The sequence below is a fragment of the Pseudomonas sp. NFACC02 genome, from assembly GCF_900110765.1.
GTDB lineage: Bacteria > Pseudomonadota > Gammaproteobacteria > Pseudomonadales > Pseudomonadaceae > Aquipseudomonas.
Genome location: NZ_FOEO01000005.1, coordinates 98,495 through 117,884 on the forward strand (window position 1 = coordinate 98,495; position 19,390 = coordinate 117,884).

22 protein-coding genes and 1 tRNA gene are annotated in these 19,390 nt (G+C 60.0%); 12 read left to right on the top strand and 11 right to left on the bottom strand.

Translation table 11 applies throughout. The features are described from left to right. Positions 1 to 7: 7 nt before the first annotated feature. The gene (gene ehuB, locus BMY73_RS06590) at positions 8 to 868 is read right to left on the bottom strand and encodes an ectoine/hydroxyectoine ABC transporter substrate-binding protein EhuB (protein WP_092405894.1); all 861 of its coding nucleotides are present in this window, start codon (positions 866 to 868) and stop codon (positions 8 to 10) included. Between the two features lie 291 nt (positions 869 to 1,159). On the opposite strand from ehuB, the gene BMY73_RS06595 reads away from it, so the two are divergent. The 5 genes from BMY73_RS06595 to doeB all read left to right on the top strand — a co-directional run bounded on the left by BMY73_RS06595 (position 1,160) and on the right by doeB (position 7,038). After that, the gene (locus BMY73_RS06595; RefSeq protein WP_092406153.1) at positions 1,160 to 2,554 is read left to right on the top strand and encodes a MocR-like ectoine utilization transcription factor EhuR; all 1,395 of its coding nucleotides are present in this window, start codon (positions 1,160 to 1,162) and stop codon (positions 2,552 to 2,554) included. A 279-nt stretch (positions 2,555 to 2,833) separates the two neighbouring features. Continuing rightward, positions 2,834 to 3,805 carry a hydroxyectoine utilization dehydratase EutB gene (gene eutB / locus BMY73_RS06600; protein ID WP_092405895.1) on the top strand — a complete coding sequence of 324 codons (972 nt, stop codon included), beginning with the start codon at positions 2,834 to 2,836 and terminating at the stop codon, positions 3,803 to 3,805. Further along, the gene (gene eutC, locus BMY73_RS06605; RefSeq protein ID WP_092405896.1) at positions 3,802 to 4,794 is read left to right on the top strand and encodes an ectoine utilization protein EutC; all 993 of its coding nucleotides are present in this window, start codon (positions 3,802 to 3,804) and stop codon (positions 4,792 to 4,794) included. Before eutB ends, eutC begins: the two co-directional genes overlap by 4 nt. A 48-nt stretch (positions 4,795 to 4,842) precedes the next feature. Next, entirely contained in the window at positions 4,843 to 6,033 is a 1,191-nt protein-coding gene (gene doeA, locus BMY73_RS06610) for an ectoine hydrolase DoeA (protein ID WP_092405897.1), read from the top strand. A gap of 3 nt (positions 6,034 to 6,036) precedes the next feature. Beyond that, on the top strand, positions 6,037 to 7,038 hold the full coding sequence (gene doeB, locus BMY73_RS06615) for a N(2)-acetyl-L-2,4-diaminobutanoate deacetylase DoeB (RefSeq protein WP_092405899.1): 1,002 nt from the start codon (positions 6,037 to 6,039) through the stop codon (positions 7,036 to 7,038). Between the two features lie 80 nt (positions 7,039 to 7,118). Here the strand turns inward: doeB and pbpG are convergent, their stop codons facing one another. Continuing rightward, positions 7,119 to 8,054 carry a D-alanyl-D-alanine endopeptidase gene (gene pbpG, locus BMY73_RS06620; RefSeq protein WP_371914953.1) on the bottom strand — a complete coding sequence of 312 codons (936 nt, stop codon included), beginning with the start codon at positions 8,052 to 8,054 and terminating at the stop codon, positions 7,119 to 7,121. Positions 8,055 to 8,337: 283 nt separating this feature from the next. Here pbpG and BMY73_RS06625 point away from each other — a divergent pair, with 283 nt between their 5' ends. Next, entirely contained in the window at positions 8,338 to 8,898 is a 561-nt protein-coding gene (locus tag BMY73_RS06625; protein WP_092405903.1) for a DUF5336 domain-containing protein, read from the top strand. Between the two features lie 106 nt (positions 8,899 to 9,004). Here BMY73_RS06625 and BMY73_RS06630 read toward each other — a convergent pair whose 3' ends face one another. The 3 genes from BMY73_RS06630 to BMY73_RS06640 form a co-directional block, all read right to left on the bottom strand. Then, complete coding sequence (locus tag BMY73_RS06630) at positions 9,005 to 9,187, bottom strand: hypothetical protein (RefSeq protein ID WP_062387486.1); 183 nt, start codon at positions 9,185 to 9,187, stop codon at positions 9,005 to 9,007. A 210-nt stretch (positions 9,188 to 9,397) separates the two neighbouring features. Then, entirely contained in the window at positions 9,398 to 9,592 is a 195-nt protein-coding gene (locus BMY73_RS06635; protein ID WP_062387484.1) for a hypothetical protein, read from the bottom strand. 278 nt (positions 9,593 to 9,870) lie between these two features. Beyond that, a complete protein-coding gene (locus tag BMY73_RS06640; RefSeq protein WP_082060937.1) occupies positions 9,871 to 10,233 on the bottom strand; it encodes a hypothetical protein in 363 nt (120 codons plus the stop codon). Between the two features lie 225 nt (positions 10,234 to 10,458). On the opposite strand from BMY73_RS06640, the gene BMY73_RS06645 reads away from it, so the two are divergent. Continuing rightward, positions 10,459 to 11,274 carry a shikimate 5-dehydrogenase gene (locus BMY73_RS06645; RefSeq protein WP_092405905.1) on the top strand — a complete coding sequence of 272 codons (816 nt, stop codon included), beginning with the start codon at positions 10,459 to 10,461 and terminating at the stop codon, positions 11,272 to 11,274. A 29-nt stretch (positions 11,275 to 11,303) separates the two neighbouring features. Here BMY73_RS06645 and BMY73_RS06650 read toward each other — a convergent pair whose 3' ends face one another. Continuing rightward, a complete protein-coding gene (locus BMY73_RS06650) occupies positions 11,304 to 11,984 on the bottom strand; it encodes a YceH family protein (RefSeq protein WP_092405907.1) in 681 nt (226 codons plus the stop codon). Between the two features lie 119 nt (positions 11,985 to 12,103). Here BMY73_RS06650 and BMY73_RS06655 point away from each other — a divergent pair, with 119 nt between their 5' ends. Together BMY73_RS06655 and BMY73_RS06660 are read left to right on the top strand one after the other, a co-directional pair. Next, positions 12,104 to 12,613 (top strand): DUF1993 domain-containing protein, encoded by a 510-nt coding sequence (locus BMY73_RS06655; RefSeq protein WP_062387471.1) that lies wholly within the window; start codon positions 12,104 to 12,106, stop codon positions 12,611 to 12,613. Positions 12,614 to 12,808: 195 nt separating this feature from the next. After that, positions 12,809 to 13,966 (top strand): MFS transporter, encoded by a 1,158-nt coding sequence (locus BMY73_RS06660; protein ID WP_092405909.1) that lies wholly within the window; start codon positions 12,809 to 12,811, stop codon positions 13,964 to 13,966. On the opposite strand, the gene nhaR is transcribed toward BMY73_RS06660, so the two are convergent. Then, positions 13,967 to 14,863, bottom strand: a complete 897-nt coding sequence (gene nhaR / locus BMY73_RS06665) for a transcriptional activator NhaR (RefSeq protein WP_092405911.1) — start codon at positions 14,861 to 14,863, stop codon at positions 13,967 to 13,969. It abuts the gene before it with no gap. 131 nt (positions 14,864 to 14,994) lie between these two features. Between nhaR and BMY73_RS06670 the strand changes: the two genes are divergently transcribed. After that, entirely contained in the window at positions 14,995 to 15,759 is a 765-nt protein-coding gene (locus BMY73_RS06670) for a TerC family protein (protein WP_092405913.1), read from the top strand. A gap of 85 nt (positions 15,760 to 15,844) precedes the next feature. Here the strand turns inward: BMY73_RS06670 and BMY73_RS28265 are convergent, their stop codons facing one another. Next, positions 15,845 to 16,021: a hypothetical protein gene (locus BMY73_RS28265; protein ID WP_162770546.1), complete on the bottom strand. Its 177-nt coding sequence runs from the start codon at positions 16,019 to 16,021 to the stop codon at positions 15,845 to 15,847. A 217-nt stretch (positions 16,022 to 16,238) separates the two neighbouring features. On the opposite strand from BMY73_RS28265, the gene BMY73_RS06675 reads away from it, so the two are divergent. After that, positions 16,239 to 16,934: a hypothetical protein gene (locus tag BMY73_RS06675; protein ID WP_062387459.1), complete on the top strand. Its 696-nt coding sequence runs from the start codon at positions 16,239 to 16,241 to the stop codon at positions 16,932 to 16,934. Positions 16,935 to 16,964: 30 nt separating this feature from the next. Here the strand turns inward: BMY73_RS06675 and BMY73_RS06680 are convergent, their stop codons facing one another. After that, entirely contained in the window at positions 16,965 to 18,248 is a 1,284-nt protein-coding gene (locus BMY73_RS06680; RefSeq protein WP_092405915.1) for an NAD(P)/FAD-dependent oxidoreductase, read from the bottom strand. Positions 18,249 to 18,452: 204 nt separating this feature from the next. On the opposite strand from BMY73_RS06680, the gene BMY73_RS06685 reads away from it, so the two are divergent. Continuing rightward, a tRNA-Val gene (locus BMY73_RS06685) sits at positions 18,453 to 18,529 on the top strand. 92 nt (positions 18,530 to 18,621) lie between these two features. Here BMY73_RS06685 and BMY73_RS06690 read toward each other — a convergent pair. Continuing rightward, positions 18,622 to 18,849, bottom strand: coding sequence for a hypothetical protein (locus BMY73_RS06690; protein WP_062387554.1), 228 nt, complete (start codon positions 18,847 to 18,849; stop codon positions 18,622 to 18,624). A 170-nt stretch (positions 18,850 to 19,019) separates the two neighbouring features. After that, entirely contained in the window at positions 19,020 to 19,367 is a 348-nt protein-coding gene (locus BMY73_RS06695; RefSeq protein ID WP_062387453.1) for a hypothetical protein, read from the bottom strand. Positions 19,368 to 19,390: the final 23 nt, after the last annotated feature.

Here is a 19,390-nt window from a genome sequence, read left to right on the forward strand (position 1 = left end):
AACCGGCTCACTGGCCGCACAACTCGGCGGCGGTCTTGGTCGTGATGTTGTCCTTGTCGAAGCCGAACGGGGCCACGGTCTTGAGGTGATCCTCGGTGCCCAGCCATTTCTTCAACTCGGCATTGACCGCGTCGCGCAGGTCCTTGTCTTCCGGGCGAAACGCCAGGGCGCCATAACCGATGTGCGATGGATCGTCTTTGAAGTCGGTCTCGGCCATCACTTTCTCGCCGCCTTTGCTGGCCAGTCCTTTCATGGTCAGTTGAGTACCGACGGCGGCATCGGCACGGCCGGCGCGTACGGCCTGCAACTGCGCGGTGGTGTCCGGGACTTGCAGAATCTGCGAGTCCTTCACGCCACTGTCGCGGGCATATTGCAGGTTGACGGTGCCCGCCATGATCGCCAGTTTCACGTCAGGGTTCTTGGCGATGTCTTCGTAGCTGTGAAGTTTTTTCGGGTTGCCTTTCTCGACCAGCAACGCGTCGGGCAACTGGTACTGCGGGTCGGTGAAGAGCACTTGCTTGCAGCGGGCAGGGGTGATGTACATGCCCGCTGCAATCACGTCAAAGCGTCCGGCGCGCAGACCGGGAATCAACGAGCCCCACTCGGTGAGCACGCCATCGACTTTATTGATGCCCATTCTGGCGAAAATGATCTTGGCGATTTCCGGCGATTCGCCGGTGACGTTGCCATTGGTTTCGGTGTAAGCGAATGGCGATTCGTTGGCATAGCCGATGCGGATTTCGCTGTTGGCCATGACCGTTTCCAGCGTGGTCGCCGCCTGCGCCGCGCCGGCCGTCAAGCCGAACAACGCACAAGCCACGAACAGGCGACGCAAGGGAAGGGTGACGCTGTGTGCAAAATGGCTCATCGATAAAATCTCCTGTTTGTTGTGGACCCGTTGCAAACGGCTCTGTGTTAGGAGGCAGTGACGCTAAGCGCAAAACGTACTGGAGCCGGCGGTTGTTTGCCGATCGTACGGCGGGGCCGTATCAGTACCGGTCGATATGACGTTGTTTGACTGCGTTGACGGCAGGTTTGCATCGACCTGTGATCGAGCATACAAAAGGTCTGCCAGTCATGGCATTGCACTAGGACAATTGCCCGAGGCGTACTCTCGGGAGATGCTGTGCGCATGATGATCTGAGGGCAGCTGACAATGATGCAGAAGTGGCGGGCAGCCGTGGATCAGGCCCGGGGCGGCGAATCCAAATACAAGATTCTGGTGCAGGCCATTGCCAGTGACATTGAAAAGGCCGTGCTGGTCGACGATCAGCGCCTGCCGCCGCAGCGGCAGGTGGCCGATGCTGTCGGCATCAGCGTGCAGACCGTGACCAATGCCTACAAAGAGCTGGAGCGGCAGGGCCTGGTGCGCTGTGAGGTCGGGCGCGGCAGTTTTGTCTCGCGACGCATGAGCGACCGGGTCGCGACGTACATTCTCGACAGCCCCGAGCGCGCGCTGGTCGACTTCTCCACCGCACGGATCATGCACACCCTGGAACATGACCGCTTCTGGCGAGACACCTGCGCCGAACTGAGCACCGAAGAGGACCAACCGTGGATCCGCGCCTGCCGGCCGATTGCAGGGTTCGAATCTCATCGTGAGGCCGCTGCGCACTGGATCGGGCGACAGGGCCTGAGCGTCGAGCGTGAGGACATCCTGATCACCAACGGCGCGGCCCACGGTATCTTCCTGGCCCTGGCATCGCTGGCCGGTCCCGACGACGTGGTGCTTTGTGAAGGCCTGACCGACCACGGCGTGATCGGTGATTCGCAAGTGCTGGGGTTTACGCTCAAGGGCCTGGAAATGGACCGGCACGGCATTGATCCGGAGCATTTCGAGGACATGTGCAGCAACGAACGCATCACGGCACTGGTCTGCACGCCTAACCTGAACAACCCCACCACCAGCCTGATGCCCGACGGTCGTCGCCGAGAGATCGCTGACATTGCCCGGCGTTTCGGCGTGCACATCATCGAAGATGACGTGTACGGTCCCCTGCTCGACGAAAACCGCGCGCCGCCCATCAGTCATTACCTGCCGGAGCTGTCGTTCTACTGCACCAGCATGACCAAGTCGATTCTCACCGGCATGCGCATCGGATTTCTCACCGTGCCCAAGCGTCTGGCGCTGCGCACCGAAAGCATCCTGCGGGTGAACAGCTGGATGGCCACGCCGATGATGGCCGAAGTGGCCGCGCGCTGGATTCGCGACGGTCGCGCCGACACCTTGCTGCGTCTGCAACGCCGCCTGCTGAACGGTCGGCAGGCGATGGTCAGTGAGTACCTGGGCGAATACATTCAGGGCCAACACCCCAACTCGCTGAACACCTGGCTCGGCATTCCGAAGCATTGGGAAGTGGACAGTCTGGTGCGAACCCTTCGCCAGCGGCATATCGCCGTGGCCTCGCCCGACCCGTTCACCGTGCGCGGTGTGCCAAGGGCGCGTGGCATCAGGCTGTGTGTCGGCGCCGAGTGCACCGACGACGAGATGCGCAATGCGCTGGACAGCATGCGCGAGATCTTCGGGCAGTACCCGAGCATTCATGATTTTTAGCCAGCATTGGGTCAGGCATGTTACGGGTGAATGACCTGCCGTCTTCGCCAGCACGCTGACTCCCACAGGTTAAGGTGACATCCGTGCCCTCGCGGCATCCATGCCTGCACTCAAGTCGCGATGGGTGGCGTTGATCGTTCCCACGCTCCGCGTGGTAATGCGGTTATCGACAGACCACGCGAGATGCAAAAAAGATTTCCCGAAAAATTGCCCTAGTACATTCATCAGCACAATTCGCCGCTTTTAGACTGCGACCAACACGCCAGTCAGGACGCGGTCATGTCAGGGTTGCAACTCAACGATGTTTATCTCGCTCGCCAGCGCATCGGGTCGCAGGTGCGGGTTACGCCCATGGAGCACTCGCCAAGTCTGTCGAAGCGGATAGGCGTCCCGGTCTATCTGAAGCTGGAGTCGCAACAGATCACCGGCAGCTTCAAGTTGCGCGGGGCGAGCAACGCTGTCGCGCAACTGAGCGCTGATCAGCGTGACAAAGGCGTGGTCGCCGCATCGACGGGTAATCACGGCCGCGCGCTGGCGTATGCCGCTTCCCGGCTGAATGTCAAAGCCACCGTCTGCCTGTCGCACCTGGTACCGCCCAACAAGGTGCAAGCAATTCGGGATCTCGGCGCCGAGGTCTGCATTGTCGGTCATTCTCAGGATGACGCTCAGCGTGAAGCCGAGCGAATTGCCCGGGAACAAGGCGCGGTCCTGCTGCCTCCATTCGATCACCCTGCAATCATTGCCGGTCAGGGCACGCTGGGGCTGGAGATCATTGAGCAGGTCCCGAAGGTGGCGCAGGTACTGATTCCACTGTCCGGTGGCGGTCTGTTCAGCGGTGTGGCGCTGGCGCTAAAGGCCGCCAGCCCGAACATTCGTCTGCACGGTCTCTCCATGCAGCGCGGTGCAGCGATGTACGCCAGTCTTCAGGCCGGGCGTCCAGTTGACGTCGAGGAGTTGCCGACCCTGGCCGACTCGCTGGGCGGCGGCGTGGGTCTCGACAACCGTCTGACCTTTTCCATGACTCGCGCGCTGTGCGATCAGGTTCATCTGCTGGATGAAGCCTCCATCGGCAACGGCATTCGGCACGCCTACTTTCAAGAGCGGCAAGTCGTCGAAGGCGCCGCGGCGGTCGGCATCAGCGCCTTGCTCGACGGGCTGATCAAACCGGCCGGGCCGATCGTCGTGGTCGTCAGCGGGCGCAATGTCGACCTCGAACAACACCTGCGTGTACTGGCCGGAGCCAATCAATGAGCGAAGTCACCCTGTTGAGCGAAAGCGATCTGCGCAGCAGTATCGCGCTGGATATCGCGAGTGTAGACACCATCGAACGCGCCTTTCTGCTGCTGGCCACGGCGGCGGTGGCCATGCCGCCGATCCTGCGACTGGACATCCCTGAGCACAACGGCGAAGTCGACGTGAAGACAGCCTATCTGCCGGGACTCGAGCGCTTCGCGATCAAGGTCAGCCCAGGCTTTTTCGACAATCCCAAACTCGGTCTGCCGAGCCTGAACGGCATGATGATGCTGCTCTCGGCGCGCACCGGCCTGCTGGACGCATTGCTGCTGGACAACGGCTACCTCACCGCCGTCAGGACAGCAGCGGCAGGCGCCGTTGCGGCTCGCTGGTTGTCGCGGGACAACAGTCGCAGCGTCGCGCTGATCGGGGCGGGAGAGCAGGCCGCGTTGCAGTTGCAGGCGTTGCGCCTGGTACGGTCCATCGACGAGGTCCGCCTCTGGGCGCGGGATCCCGCCAAGGCCGAAGGTTTCGCCGCGCAGTTGGGTGATGAATCCGGCCTGACGGTTCGGGTGTGCCAGAGCGTGGATGACGCCATGGACGGTGTCGACATCGCGATCACCTGTACGCCGAGCCGCGAGCCGCTGATTCACGCACGCCATCTGCAGCCGGGGTTGCACATCACGGCCATGGGCTCCGATGCCGAACACAAGAACGAAATATCGCCGAAGGCGCTCGCACAGGTGGACCGCTATGTCGCCGACCGTTTGAGCCAGACCCGCGTGCTGGGCGAGCTGCATCACGCGCTGGTGTCCGGTGCCGTCAGCGATGAGTCGAATTTCGCCGAGCTCGGCCAGGTCATCGCCGGTCAGAAGCCAGGCCGCAGCGATGATGACCAAATCACTTTATGCGACCTCACCGGTACCGGCGCTCAGGACACCGCGATCGCCAACCTGGCCTTCGAACGGGCCCTGGAGGCGGGGAAGGGCCTGCGCTTCGGTGGCTGACTCGCTCCAATCCTTTTCATCAGTGCGTCATTTACAGAGGGCATCTGCATGTCTCAGATAGTCGTCAATCTCCCTTTCTCAAGGGATGAATATGCCAAGCGGTTGACCAAGGTTCGTCAGTCGATGCAGGCGCAGGGCATCGAGTTGCTGTTGGTGACCGACCCGTCAAACATGGCCTGGCTGACCGGCTATGACGGGTGGTCGTTCTACGTTCACCAATGCGTGTTGCTGGCCTTGGACGGCGAACCGGTGTGGTTCGGCCGTGGTCAGGACGCCAATGGCGCCAAGCGTACGGTGTTCATGCAGCACGACAATATTGTCGGCTACCCGGACTTCTACGTGCAGTCCCGCGAGCGCCACCCGATGGACTACCTGTGCCAGGAAGTGCTGGCGCCGCGCGGCTGGTCGGCGTTGAACATCGGTCTGGAAATGGACAATTACTATTTCAGCGCCGCCGCCTATCTGTCGCTGAAAAAGCATCTGCCCAACGCCACGCTGATCGACGCTGTCGGGCTAGTCAACTGGCAGCGGGCAGTCAAGTCGCCTCAGGAAATCGAGTACATGCGCATCGCTGCGCGCATCGTCGAAAACATGCATGCGCGCATCTACGAACGCATCGAACCGGGGATGCGCAAGAACGAACTGGTCGCCGAGATCTACAGCACCGGTATTCTCGGCGCCGACGGGCATGGTGGTGATTACCCGGCCATCGTGCCGTTGCTGCCGACCGGGGCCGACGCCAGCGCGCCGCACCTGACGTGGGACGACACGCCGTTCGAGACGGGCGCTGGCACCTTTTTCGAAATTGCCGGGTGTTACAAGCGTTATCACTGCCCGCTCTCGCGGACGATCTACCTCGGCACGCCGCCTGCGCATTTCGTTGAAGGTGAAAAGGCCGTCGTCGAAGGTATTGCCGCAGGACTGGAAGCCGCCAAGCCGGGCAATACCACAGGTGATATCGCCAGGGCGTTTTTCGCCGTGCTGGAGAAATTCAATATTCACAAGGACAGCCGTTGCGGTTACCCGATCGGTATCAGTTACCCACCGGATTGGGGCGAGCGCACCATGAGCCTGCGCCCCAGCGACACCAGTGTGCTGCAGCCGGGCATGACCTTCCACTTCATGCCGGGCCTGTGGATGGACGATTGGGGGCTGGAGATCACCGAAAGCATTCTGATCACCGAAACCGGCGTCGAAACTCTATGCAACGTACCGCGTCAATTGTTGGTGAAGGCCTGATTCATGAATGATTTGACCGACAACCCGATCAGCGCCTCCGTCGATTTCGAGCGTGACGGCGTGCAGCACGGTTTTCTCAAGCTGCCCTATTCCCGAGACGACTCGGCGTGGGGCGCGGTGATGATTCCAGTCACCGTGATCAAGCGCGGTGCGGGGCCGACAGCCCTGTTGACCGGAGGCAATCACGGCGACGAGTACGAAGGTCCAGTGGCGCTGAGCAAGCTCGCGCAGCAGCTCAGTGCCGACGAGGTCAGTGGCCGCGTGATCGTCGTGCCCTTCATGAACACGCCGGCCTTTCATGCGGGGCGGCGTACCTCGCCGATCGACAAGGGCAACCTCAACCGCAGTTTTCCCGGCAAGCCGGATGGCACGGTCACGGAAAAGATCGCCGACTATTTTTGCCGGACCCTGGTGCCGCTGGCTGACATTGTGCTGGACATCCATTCTGGCGGGCGGACCCTGGATTTCCTGCCATTTGCCGCCTGCCATGTGTTGCCGGACAAACACCAGCAGGAGCAATGCGAAGCGGCCATGCGCGCGTTCAATGCACCTTACAGCATGCGTATGCTGGAGCTTGACGCCGGCGCGATGTACGACACGGCGGCCGAACGGCAGGGCAAGGTGTTCGTGACCACAGAGCTGGGGGGCGGCGGTTCGTCCAGTGCCCGCAGCGTGGCCATTGCCGAGCGCGGGGTGCGCAACCTGCTGGTGCATGCGGGGATCGTGGAGGGTGACATCGCGTGGCGCCCCACCGTGATGCTCGACATGCCCGATGGCGATTGCTTCCTGGCCAGTGAACATGACGGGTTGCTGGAAATGTGTCGCGATCTGGGCGAGGAGATCCGCAAAGGCGAGGTGATCGCGCGCGTGCACGACATCAAACGCACCGGGGCGGCGCCCGTGGAGTATCGTGCCCGTCGCGGCGGCCTGCTCGCCGCCCGGCATTTTCCCGGACTGGTGCAGTGCGGGGATACGCTGGCGGTGGTGGCCGAGACAGTGGGCTAAGGCCGAGACTGTTTAAATCCGGTGGGGGAGTGTGTTCACCCCCCCATCAGAATCAAACCCCATGGCTCATGCCCGGCCGGTCACTCGGACGCCTGAAGGCCTTTCTGCTTCATCATCAGGTTCTTCTCCTTTTTGTACTGCAGCGCCACTTCCGGCGCAGGACCGCTCTTGCCGGTTTCCATCCACAAACGCATGCGGCTGGCGTCGGCGAAGTGCGTGAACTTGCCGAACGCATCGAGAATCACCACCGACACCTGACGGTTAGCCATGCTGGTCAACAGCACCAGGCAATGGCCTGCCTGATTGGTGAAGCCGGTTTTGGTCAGCTTGATGTCCCAGTTGGATTTGCGGACCAGATGGTCGGTGTTGCTGAAGCCCAGGCTGTAGGTCGGCTTGCGGAACGTCACGGTTTTTTCGGGGGGTGTGCTCAGCTCGCTCAGCATCGGATAGTTGCGTGCGGCCAGCGCCAGCTTGGTCAGGTCGCGCGCGGTGGACACGTTGAACACCGACAGGCCGGTCGGCTCCATATAGACAGTGTGGGTCATGCCCAGCGCCTTGGCTTTGGCGTTCATGGCCTTGATGAACGCCGGATAGCCGCCCGGATAGCTGTGAGCGAGGCTCGCCGCCGCACGGTTTTCCGAGGACATCAGGGTAATCAGCAACATGTCCCGACGATTGAGTTCACTGCCCAGTTTGACCCGGGAGAATACCCCCTTCATTTCTGGGGTCTGCGAGATGTCGACCTTGATCATCTCGTCCATGGGAAGCTTGGCGTCCAGCGTGACCATGGCGGTCATCAGCTTGGTCACCGAAGCAATCGGCACGATCACGTCCGGATTGCTCGAGTACAGCACCTGACCGGTTTTCAGGTCGGTGATCATCGCGCTGCCGGATGCCAGGTGAAGATTGGCGGGGTCACGGTTGAAAGCAGCGGGTTGGTTCGCAAGCGCACAGGTGGAAAGTGCGGAGCCTGTAAGTGCAAATAATAGGCTGATAAGGGTTGCGCGAATTTTCAAGAGCAAAGCTCACTTATGAATGAAGACAGCGTGGACGGTAGCTCTTTTATCAAGAGCAACAACAAGATCGGCGCATTTTAGGAGCATGTTTCCAAGTATGTCGATGGGGTGGGCAGGCGGTTTAAGTAATAAAAGCAGGTTGTATGGCATTCGTTCAGCTCAACGATCCAAAAAGCCTGTATTTAAACGGGTGGCTTCGATATTCATGGCACTGCAGCCGGTCACCCATTAGCATTCCACGCCATCGATGCTCATCACTCAACGTTGACCTAGGAGTTGCGCAATGCCCAAAGGGTTTATCAGCAAGGATTACGCCGCATTGGTATTCGTCGCGGCGATCGTTGCGGTGCTCTTGCTTGTCACTGGCCTGTTCGTGAGACCTTCCGACTGGGCGGGCTGGATTCAGGCGATCGGCTTGATCGTCGGGCTGATGATGGCCGTTGCGGTGCCGGCGATTCAACGTCGTCAGGAGCTGGCAGCGCAGCAGAAACAGCTACGTGACCGCGAAACCGGCTATGCCCGGCGCATGCAATACCTGTGCGGCGAACTCAATGAGCTGCTGGCCAGAATCACGGTCAACCTCGTTCATCTGCGCGCGTCGGATCGCCATCGCCTGCAACGCACGCTGGAGGATTACCTGCACCGTCTGTTCGAGTCGCACAAGATTGACCAGAACGACGATCGCGTGGTCATTGCTCATGAGCTGCGGCTGGTGGCGAATGAGATGATCGAAGAACTGGAAAGTGGCCGCTCCGACCGTGTGGTGCTGGGCGCACTGGAAAAGCGCTTGCAGAAGTTGGCCCACCGTTGCCAGGTTAACGCCACTCAAGCCGAGAGAATCTGAAGACAAGCGCTCAAGTCCAGGGAAAAAAAAAGCCCGCGTCAAGGGAGGCGGGCTAAAGGGATGTGCGGAGCAACGCACGATTCCAGGAGGAAGAGCGAATTCGGTTTCAGCTATCGAGTTTGCGGGTTTCCATCTGCTGTGACAGCGCTTGTGCGGCTGGCAAGGACAGGAGTGGACCACTGACGGGCTCGCCGTTCTGCATCAGGTACCAGCACGCCAGCAGACCACGCTCACGAAGCGGGGCGGGGACTGCGCTGCCAACGACCGACATGATTTGAACCTTGGTCATAAGTGCCTCCATCAATCTATGGGGCTACTTTACGGCGCGATGACAACGTGCAGGAAATCACTGCGCTCGATAGTCGTCATTGATGAGCCAGAGGTCAGGTTTTTGGTAGAACCCCACCTGAGGATGTGCCGGGTGTCACACGGTTACCTGTCGCTGACTTCAGAAAATGTCCGTGCTGACGAATAGCTCAACACTGAGCGTGTCACACCGTCAGTCAACGACCTGATCCAGCATGGCGATCACTTCTTGTTCGGACAGCAGGCCTTTTTCCACCAGATTCTGCGTCAGCAGGGACACGAACTTGGCGGTGCGATGGCCTTCCAGACTCTTGAGTTCGGTGAGGGCGCTGTAAACCTTGCTTGAGGTGCAGAGTCCGGTGGCGCGATGCGGGTTTTGGGTCGGCATGGGCATCCCTTCTTAACGATGACTGATCCAGCGGCAACAGTAAGTGCAACCATCACGAGTATGAAGATTCCAAACGATCATGACTGTTCTGGTCGCGACCTGTGACATCGCAGTGATCGCCTGTGGTGCGGAAGATGAAACTTCTTTCATCCCGACGGTTATCGATATTCAAGGAATACCCGAACGCACGGCCTGAAAAACAATGACCCCGCCTGTTAGCGGGGTCATGTATTCAGACTGTTGGTTGACGACCGACCGTTGTCATGGCGTGGGCGCTGTTACCAGCGACCGCCGCCATGGTAATAACCGTGTGGCGGGCCATAGTAACGAGGGCCGTAGTAGCGGGGACCATACACGACTGGACGTTCAACCACATAAGCTGGCTGGTAGTAAACCGGTGGTGGTGGCGGCGCGTAATAAACCGGTGCGGGCGCCGCATAAACAGGTGCAGGGGCTGCGTAAACCGGAGCCGGTGCAGCATAAACAGGACCGGAAGCCACTGCCGCGCCAACCACGCCGCCGACGACTGCGCCAATGACCGCAGCCCCACCCCAGCCTGGGCCGCCGCCATGGGCTTCAGCCTGACCTGCGAGGGCGAGGGCACCTAACAACAAGGCAACCTTGGGGATGTGACGAATCATGACTAATCCTCGATCTTCAGTCCCGTTGTCGCGAGCCTGCGTTACGCTCAGGCACTGCCACGGGATAACTACTCAGACAACGAATTCCGGAATATCTGCGAAGCCGTTGCGTAAATTTTGTGTAAGGTATTCGACAACATAATGACCGTTGCTGCGTGAACAGGCGCAAGCAACTGAATTCTACGCCTTTCTCAAGACGTTACCTAATACCGCTCAGGAGATTTCATGTCTGTTACTGCAAGCAAGGAAACGCTGTTGTGCATGTCGCTTGCCGGCCGTCCGGGTAACTTCGGCGTGCGTTTTCATAACCATCTGTATCAACAGTTGGGACTCAATTTCTATTACAAGGCCTTTTCGCCCAGCGACCTGCCCGCCGCCATTGCCGGCATGCGCTCATTGGGAATCCGTGGGTGCGGCGTCTCCATGCCTTTCAAGGAAGCGAGCATTGCCCTGGTTGATGAAATGGATGCGTCGGCGGCCGCCATCGACTCGATCAACACCATCGTCAATACCGATGGCCATTTAAAGGCCTACAACACGGACTACATTGCTGTCGCGCAACTCCTCGACACCCACAACGTGCCACGCACGCGGTTTGCCCTGCGCGGCAGCGGCGGGATGGCCAAGGCGGTGGCATGCGCCATGCGCGATGCGGGGTTCAGCGACGGACTGATCGTGGCCCGCAATGAACAGGCGGGCAGGGCGCTGGCGCGAACCTGTGGATTCGAATGGCAAGCCGATCTGGGCAGTGAACGGCCGCCGTTGCTGGTCAACGTTACCCCGCTGGGAATGGCAGGCGATCAAGCTGACACACTGGCCTTCGAGGTGGCGGCCATCGAGGCGGCTGACACCGCATTCGACGTCGTGGCGACCCCTGCACGTACACCTTTCATCCTCCACGCCGAGCGGTGCGGCAAACGTTTGATTACGGGCGATCAAGTGGCGGCTATCCAGGCGCTGGAACAATTCATCCTGTATACCGGCGTCACACCGACGCAAGCGCAGTATCAAGCGGCGGCGGCGTTTGCGCGGGGCGTCTGACCCGCGTCGCCTGACGTGCCGGCGCGTGATCAGCCTTCCAGTCGGGCCAGTCGCTCTTCCAGGGCCGCAATCCTGGCTTCCAGTTCTTCTACCTTGTCCGCCAGCGCCGAGCCACCGCCGCTTGAGCGCTCGGACGGGTTCTGGCGGGCTGCCAGAATGGCCGCCAGGTCGGCGGGATCGCCCAGTGCATGCATGTAGCGGTCTTCGCGCTGGCCGGCCTGTTTCGGAATCAGGACCGCCAGGCCGCGACCGATCAGGCGTTCCAGTTGATGAACGACCGCGTCAGTGTCTTCGAAGTCATGCATGCGGTTGCTGCGGGTCAGCAATTCATTGACCGTTTGTGGTCCCCGTAACAGCAGCAACCCGGTCAGGATGACCTGGGCCGGCACCAGTTCCAGTGTCTTGTCGATCCGGTGTTCCCAACGGTCGGCGCGACTGCCCATGACCAGGCGGGTCAACTGCAGACTCTCTAGCGCGCGCAGGCTCTGCCCGACCTGGCCCGGCGTGAGGTTCATCACCGGCTCTCGGCTGGTTTTCTGATTGCAGGCCAGCACCAGTGCGTTGAGTGTCAGCGGGTAGGTTTCGGGGTTGGTCGCCTGTTTCTCGATGAGGCAACCCAGTATACGGACCTCGACGCTGTTCAGTTGCAGCGCGTCTGAACCGTCGGCAGTGTTCTCGGCGTTGTTGTTGAAATCCGGCTCGGTTGACATGGCGCTTTCCCTAAGCGGTGAAAAGGCTATGAGGGTAGGGGCTGGATGAGGTAAAAGACAAGCCGCGTTCGCATGCTCGGCATGCCCATCAATGCAATTTTTTCTATCAGGAACTGCCCATGACTATTTCCCTGTACGCCGCTTCGATTCCTGTCTTCAAGCAAATGCTGACCGCGCTGGGCGCTGTCCTGGCCAAGGGTGAAGCCCACGCCACCGCCAAAAACATCCAGCCGGACGCACTGCTGCAAGCACGCCTGTTCCCGGACATGTTCCAGCTGGTTCGTCAGGTGCAGATCGCCGTCGATTTCGCCAAGGGCGCAGGCGCGCGTCTGTCCGGCATTGAGCCGCCGAAGTATGACGACACCGAAACGACCTTTGCCGACCTGCAAGCGCTGTTGTCCAAAGCCCTGGCATTTCTCGACACCGTCACGCCTGATCAGGTCAACGGCAACGAAGAGCGCGAAATCGTTCTGCGTCCAGGCACCGACAAGGAGAAGCGTCTGAGCACCCAGAACTACCTGCTGCATTACTCGCTGCCGCAGTTCTTCTTTCACGTCACCACCGCCTACGACCTGCTGCGCCACAACGGCGTTGAAGTCGGCAAGCGTGATTACATGGGCTCGTTCTGACCGGCTGTCCCGGCAGCCCGGACTGAACGTCTGAACGGCGTCGCCGTCTGAACCTTTTCAGGCGGCGGTTATGCTCACTGCTCTGGAGTCGCCGGCCCGCTCGGTGCCTGACTCTGATACCCTCTGCGTTCCGCTATTTGTCATCCTGACCGACCTCTCTTCACTGACGGGTCGTTTTGTCGTTCTGGAGTTTTAATGTTTTTCCCCATCTATCTGTTGTCGGCGGCCGGTTTCACGGTGCTGACCACGGAGTTCGTCATTGTCGGCCTGTTGCCCGCCATCGCTCGCGATCTGGCCGTGACAATCCCCCAGGCCGGCCTGCTGGTCACCTTGTTCGCGTTCACCGTGGCCAGTTTCGGCCCCTTCCTGACGGCGTACTTTTCGCGCTTCGAGCGCAAGCGGCTGTTTATCTCGGTGCTGATCATGTTCGGGGTCGCCAATGCGGTGGCGGCGATAGCGCCGAACATCGGGGTGATGGCGATTGCCCGATTGATACCGGCGCTCGGCCTCCCGGTGTTCTGGGCCTTGGCCAGCGAGACCGCGGTTGACATTGTCGGACCGGACCACGCCGGACGTGCGATTGCCAAGATCGGCTTCGGCATCGTCTGCGCCACGGTATTCGGCATTCCGGTCGGTACGCTGATCTCCGATGCGTTCGGCTGGCGCAGCGCGTTTGCGATCCTGTCGGTGGTGGCCTTCGCCAAAGCCCTGCTGCTGTTCATCTATCTGCCCAAGAGTGTGCACAAGGATCAGGCATCGTTCCGCAGCCAGTTCCGCATCCTGCGCAGTCCGGTGATGCAAGGCCATGTCCTGTTATCGGTTCTGGTGTTCAGCGGCATGTTCACCGCGTACACCTATCTGGCGGACATGCTCGAGCGTCTGGCCGGTTTCAACGGTACTGTCGTGGGCTGGTGTTTGATGGGATTCGGTGCCGTGGGCCTGTTGGGCAACTCCCTGGGCGGACGCCTGGTGGATCGCCATCCGCTGATTGCGAGCCTGACGTTCTGCACGTTCATGATTGGCGGGATGGTCATGGTGGTGCCCAGCATGCATTCCCTCCCGGCGCTGGCGTTGGCCCTTGCGGTATGGGGCGTGACGCAGGCCGCCTTGTTCCTCGTCAGCCATGTGCGCTTGATGAAGGCTGCGCCCCAGGCCCCGGCTTTCGCCGCGTCGCTGAACATTGCCGGGGCCAACCTGGGCATTGGTATCGGCGCGATCATTGGCGGTCGGGTCATCGACCACCTGGGTCTGGCCAGTCTGGGCTTCGCGGCTGCCGGGATCATTCTGTTGTCGATCCTGCTGGCACTGTTGCTGATGGCGGCCAAGCCAAGATCCGCTGCTTGCGGCGCCTGATCAGTCGGTGAACAACTGGCGTCGTGCGCCCTCGGTGATGGCCACGATGCCGGGGTGCTTGACCTTGCGCTCCACCGAGATCGCGTAAAACGATTCGGTCACCGCGTCGGTCTGCCCGATCAGCTCAACGTCGTACTGCTCCATTACCTCATCCGCGATCACACTGGGCGCCATGAAAATGCCGCTCCCGGACTTGCCGAATGCCTTCATCAACGCGCTGTCATCGAACTCACCGACGATTTTCGGCTGCACGTTCTGCTCGGCGAACCAGCGCATCAAGCGGCTGCGCACGACCGTCTGCTGGCCGGGGATCAGGAGGGGCGCGCCCTGCATCCCATGGGGGAAATTCTGACCATACGTCGCTGCCAGGGTGCGGGTCGCGAAAAAACTGACCCCACATTCCCCCAGTTTCTGGCTATACCCTTTGATGTCCAGGTGCGACGGCATCGGGCTGTCGGAGATAACGAGGTCCAGGCGCTGGATGGCCAGGTCTGCCAGCAGGCGTTCCAGTTGGTCTTCCCGGCAGGTGATGCGTATCGGCTCGCTCAGCGTCATCGTAGGCGCGATCAGTCGATAGACGATCGATTTGGGCACGACATCCGCGACGCCCACGCGAAATAGGATCTGCTGCTCTTCCGGCTGTGCGCGCAGCAAGGCCTCGAGCTCGCCGCCCAGTTGAAACATCTGCTCGGCATAGGGCAGGGCGGTGCGACCGGTTTCAGTCAGCTCCAGCTGGCGCCCGACGCGCTTGAACAGCTCCACGCCGTAGGTCTGCTCCAGCAGGCTGACCTGCCCGCTCACTGTCTGGGGTGTCAGGTTCAACTGCTCGCACGCCCTCACGATGCTGCCGGTTTTGGCCACCACCCAGAAGTAATGCAGTTGTCGGTAATTGAGCATCTGTCTTCACTTAGAGGTTGAATACTTCGTAAAAAACGAAGTATACGCCTTAAAAATACGAATTTTACTGAAGTGTTTGTCTCTCTAAACTGCCGGCTTATCTCCTCCAACTGAACCTGGACAATCGTTATATGGAATATCTTCTCGAATTGGCGGCAAGCCCCACGGCCTGGGTAGCCTTGGCGACCCTGGTGGTTATGGAAGTCGTACTGGGTATCGACAACCTGATCTTTATCTCCATCCTGACCAACAAGTTGCCTGTCCATCAGCGCACCAAGGCGCGCCGCATCGGTATCAGCATGGCGCTGATCCTGCGTCTGGGGCTGCTGACCACCGTAGCGTGGATCGTTCAGTTGACCGAGCCGGTGGTTGAAGTCTTCGGCCAGATGTTCTCCTGGAAAGACATGATCCTGATTGCCGGTGGCCTGTTCCTGGTCTGGAAAGCGACGACCGAGATCCACCACAGTGTCGACATCAAGAGCGAAGAAGAGAAAGCGGTATCCAACACCGTCGTCATGGGCATGGCCGCTGCGATTGGTCAGATCCTGATGCTGGACCTAGTGTTCTCCATCGACAGCATCGTGACCGCTGTCGGCATGACTGAACACCTGCCGATCATGATCATCGCCGTGATTTCCGCCGTGATCGTGATGCTGGTGGCCTCGGAGCCTTTGGCGAAGTTCATCAATGACAACCCGACCGTGGTCATGTTGGCGCTGGGTTTCCTGATCATGATTGGCATGACGCTGATCGCCGAGGGTTTTGGCGCACACGTACCCAAAGGCTATGTGTACACCGCCATGGCGTTCTCTGCCTTGATCGAGGTCCTGAACATGTTGGTACGACGCGCCCGGCAAAGGCGCCTCGAAGCCGAGGCTCAAGCAGAAAAAGCCTGACAGCGCGCGTAAATAAAAAACGGTCGGGGATGAGGTTCATCACCGACCGTTTTTTTTGATGGCGCTTTTAAGAAAGAGGCAGTCGTCAGTGCGCGGTGGCGTGACGATGTTTACGGTCCACGGTATGTGCTGCCTTCGCTGCATCGGGACTCCGGTATTGCGGATGATGGCGGCGCGAAATTCGCAGCACCCCCCACAGCATGGCCGCGGCAACCGCCAGCCAGCCAACGATCAACATCACAAGGGTCATTCCGAGGCTCATGGGTTCCTCCGGCTTCTTCGCTTTCGTCTCTTTGTAACCGACAGTCTAGTACGCCGGTTGTTGCTGAAAATTGACCAATGGTATGAATCGCACGACTGATTTGTTCTATCGGCGCGCGTTGACTGCGTACTGAGGGTATACCCGGGGCGTTGGCGGCTCTATGATCGGCGTCCAGGCTGGGTCGTGGGTTGCCCGGCACCTGACAAGTGAGTGAAGAATGTCTCGATCGGATGTCTCTGGAACCAAAAGGAAATGGTTGGCGCTGGGCATGGTACTCGCCCTGGCCGGTTGCGCAGACCCGCACGCCTATAAACCCGGCGTTCCGGCCCAATACAAGCGCCTGCCAGATCGCGTCGAGATCAACTCAGTGCCCTTCTTCAGGGGCAAGGCCTATCAAAGCGGACCGTTCGCGCTCGCGAGCATGCTGAGCGTACACGGCGTACAAACGACGCCAGGGCTGCTGGAGAAACCGTTGAAACTGCCCGGCGCTGAAGAAAAGCTGGACCAGAACATGGCGAATCTGGCACGCGAATACGGTTTCGTCGTATACCCCGTCGATCAGCAGTTTCCCGACCTTCTGGCTCAAGTGTCTGCGGGCTACCCGGTGTTGCTGCGGTTCTCCGAGGGCTCGATGTGGTGGAAGGACCAACGCTACGGTGTGCTGGTGGGCTTCGACCAGAACAAGCGCACCGTGCTGATCTACACCGGGCTGGGTCGCCTGACCGAGAGCTTCGAAGCGTTCACCTCGGATTGGAACAACGCCGGGAATTGGGCCGTGCTGGTGCAAAGCCCTCGTCAGCTTCCGGTGCCGGTCGATCGGGAGCGCTGGCTCAAGGCTGCCAATGATCTGGCCCAGGCCGGACAGGAGCAGGCGGCAGGGGAAGCGGTCAAGGCGCTCAATAACGCGCATTAAGGATGCGCGTTATTTACTTCGCATCTCGATTCAAAACCCTAGCTTGTCCCGCAGGGTGTAGTACCACGCGCCCAACGCGGTCAGCGGGGTGCGCAACAGTTGTCCGCCCGGGAAGGGGTAGTGCGGCAGGCCGGCGAACGCATCGAAACGCTCTGCCTGTCCGCGCAGGGCTTCGGCCAGCACCTTGCCCGCCAGGTGCGTGTACGTGACGCCGTGTCCGCTGCACCCTTGTGAGTAGTAGATGTTGTCGCCCAGTCGCCCCACCTGGGGCAGACGCGACAACGTCAGCAGGAAATTGCCGGTCCAGGCGTAATCGATCTTCACGTCCTTCAATTGCGGAAATGCCTTGAGCATCTTCGGCCGAATGATCGCTTCGATGTTCGCCGGGTCGCGCGCGCCATAGACCACACCACCGCCGAAGATCAGGCGCTTGTCCCCCGAGAGCCGGTAGTAATCGAGCAGGTAGTTGCAGTCTTCGACGCAGTAATCCTGAGGCAGCAGTGTGCTGGCCAGTTCTTCGCTCAGCGGCTCGGTGGTGATGACCTGTGTGCCGCATGGCATCGATTTCGCGGCCAGCTCCGGCACCAGATTACCCAGATAGGCATTGCCGGCAACGATGATGAACTTCGCGCGGACCTTGCCGTGCTCCGTATAGACCACCGGATTGGCGCCACGGTCGATGCGAATCGCGGCGGACTGCTCGTAAATGACGCCGCCCAACGACTCCACGGCGGCTGCTTCGCCCAGCGCCAGGTTCAGCGGATGAATATGGCCGCCGCTCATGTCGAGCATGCCGCCAATGTACTGATCACACGCCACCACTTCGCGAATTCGACGCTGATCCATTAGTTCCAGCTGCGTGTGGCCGTAGCGCTCCCAGAGTTTTTTCTGCGACTCCAGATGGCTCATCTGCTTGCCGGTGATCGCCGCGAATACGCCGCCGTCTTTCAAGTCGCATTGAATCTGATATTGAGCAACGCGCTCGCGGATGATACGACCGCCTTCGAAAGCCATCCTGCCCATCAGCTGCGCTTGCTGAGGGCCGACCGTACGCTCGATCACGTCAATGTCGCGGCTGTAACTGTTGACGATTTGTCCACCGTTTCGACCGGATGCGCCAAAGCCGACTTTGGCAGCTTCCAGCACCGTGACCTTAAAGCCGCTCTCCAACAGGAAGAGGGCACTCGACAGTCCCGTGTAACCGGCGCCGATGACGCACACATCAGTCTCAACTTCACCATGCAGCGCCGGACGAGCAGGGGCGGGATTAGCGGACGCAGCGTAATAGGACTGCGGGTATGCGGTGTTGGTCATCCTGAAAGCCCTGTCTAATATATTTTACGAATGGGCCGATCCTACCTGAGATAAAAAGCCGCCACCAGCGGGATTAGAGGATAAAGTGTCCTAGATATATGCCACTTGATGAGCAGGGTAATTAAAAGATCAGGTATTTCATGAGGTTATAGAAACGGCGCGGTTGACAGACTGTTGAATATACGTAGAATGCCCATCCACAGCAGGCACGTAGCTCAGTTGGTTAGAGCACCACCTTGACATGGTGGGGGTCGTTGGTTCGAGTCCAATCGCGCCTACCAGATAAAATCCGCTCTGCTGGGCGGTGACAAAAAAAGGGCGACCCGAAAGGGCAGCCCTTTTTTCATGTCGATTCGCGTCATGCGACGCGCAATCACTCTGCTTTGCTGCGTGTGATCCGTCCGGACTTGATCTCGTCGACGTACGCGCGCAATCGGTCTGCGTCCTTGTACTGCTGATTCATCAGGTGAAGCACAGCGACCACGTCCACGTCTTTGACGCGTTCGGCCAGGCGACTGATCTCGCCAGCCGTGCTTTCCAGGTTGACGGCAATCGCGTTCAGATCGCGCTTGAGCTCCAGCGCGGATTTCTTTATTCCCACGGTCATCTTCCTCAAAACCGAAAGGGCGGGGCAGCACCGAATCCGCCCCACTCCTTGATTAACAGCGCTTTATAACAGACGCGTGATGATACGCGACCTGCTGTCGGTTTTGAGCGGTAGCCATTCCGAAAAAGATTATCGAGGGTAACAGGATCGCCCGCTGTTCGATTTTAGCCCCCAGCGCCACCCGCCGAGGAGGCTCCGCCTGACGAGCCTTTCGACCCGCTGCCCGTCGAGCCGCCTCCGGTCGATTCCCCTCCTGGCAAGTCAACCTCATTGCTGCCGCCAGTGCCGTTGCTCATAGCGCCCGTGTTCATGCCGCGGCGAATGCCGATGGCGGGGTCGCCTTTGTCCATGTCAGTGCCTTGCCGTTCGATATCGTTGCCCTGCGTCCTCGGGTCGAGGCCGGTTTGCGACGGCGGGGGACCCATGTCGGGTGAGGTGGAGCCTGCGACGGCTGCCAGTGAAGTCAACGTGAGCGTGCAACCCAGCGCCAATGCGGCCAGTGATCTGTTCATCAGGTGATCTCCATGTCTTTGGT

Coding starts and splice junctions, on each gene's coding strand:
- ehuB (WP_092405894.1), bottom strand. CDS start 868: ATGAGCCATTTTGCACACAGCGTCACCCTTCCCTTGCGTCGCCTGTTC.
- BMY73_RS06595 (WP_092406153.1), top strand. CDS start 1,160: ATGCAGAAGTGGCGGGCAGCCGTGGATCAGGCCCGGGGCGGCGAATCC.
- eutB (WP_092405895.1), top strand. CDS start 2,834: ATGTCAGGGTTGCAACTCAACGATGTTTATCTCGCTCGCCAGCGCATC.
- eutC (WP_092405896.1), top strand. CDS start 3,802: ATGAGCGAAGTCACCCTGTTGAGCGAAAGCGATCTGCGCAGCAGTATC.
- doeA (WP_092405897.1), top strand. CDS start 4,843: ATGTCTCAGATAGTCGTCAATCTCCCTTTCTCAAGGGATGAATATGCC.
- doeB (WP_092405899.1), top strand. CDS start 6,037: ATGAATGATTTGACCGACAACCCGATCAGCGCCTCCGTCGATTTCGAG.
- BMY73_RS06625 (WP_092405903.1), top strand. CDS start 8,338: ATGCCCAAAGGGTTTATCAGCAAGGATTACGCCGCATTGGTATTCGTC.
- BMY73_RS06630 (WP_062387486.1), bottom strand. CDS start 9,187: ATGACCAAGGTTCAAATCATGTCGGTCGTTGGCAGCGCAGTCCCCGCC.
- BMY73_RS06635 (WP_062387484.1), bottom strand. CDS start 9,592: ATGCCGACCCAAAACCCGCATCGCGCCACCGGACTCTGCACCTCAAGC.
- BMY73_RS06640 (WP_082060937.1), bottom strand. CDS start 10,233: ATGATTCGTCACATCCCCAAGGTTGCCTTGTTGTTAGGTGCCCTCGCC.
- BMY73_RS06645 (WP_092405905.1), top strand. CDS start 10,459: ATGTCTGTTACTGCAAGCAAGGAAACGCTGTTGTGCATGTCGCTTGCC.
- BMY73_RS06650 (WP_092405907.1), bottom strand. CDS start 11,984: ATGTCAACCGAGCCGGATTTCAACAACAACGCCGAGAACACTGCCGAC.
- BMY73_RS06655 (WP_062387471.1), top strand. CDS start 12,104: ATGACTATTTCCCTGTACGCCGCTTCGATTCCTGTCTTCAAGCAAATG.
- BMY73_RS06660 (WP_092405909.1), top strand. CDS start 12,809: ATGTTTTTCCCCATCTATCTGTTGTCGGCGGCCGGTTTCACGGTGCTG.
- nhaR (WP_092405911.1), bottom strand. CDS start 14,863: ATGCTCAATTACCGACAACTGCATTACTTCTGGGTGGTGGCCAAAACC.
- BMY73_RS06670 (WP_092405913.1), top strand. CDS start 14,995: ATGGAATATCTTCTCGAATTGGCGGCAAGCCCCACGGCCTGGGTAGCC.
- BMY73_RS28265 (WP_162770546.1), bottom strand. CDS start 16,021: ATGAGCCTCGGAATGACCCTTGTGATGTTGATCGTTGGCTGGCTGGCG.
- BMY73_RS06675 (WP_062387459.1), top strand. CDS start 16,239: ATGTCTCGATCGGATGTCTCTGGAACCAAAAGGAAATGGTTGGCGCTG.
- BMY73_RS06680 (WP_092405915.1), bottom strand. CDS start 18,248: ATGACCAACACCGCATACCCGCAGTCCTATTACGCTGCGTCCGCTAAT.
- BMY73_RS06695 (WP_062387453.1), bottom strand. CDS start 19,367: ATGAACAGATCACTGGCCGCATTGGCGCTGGGTTGCACGCTCACGTTG.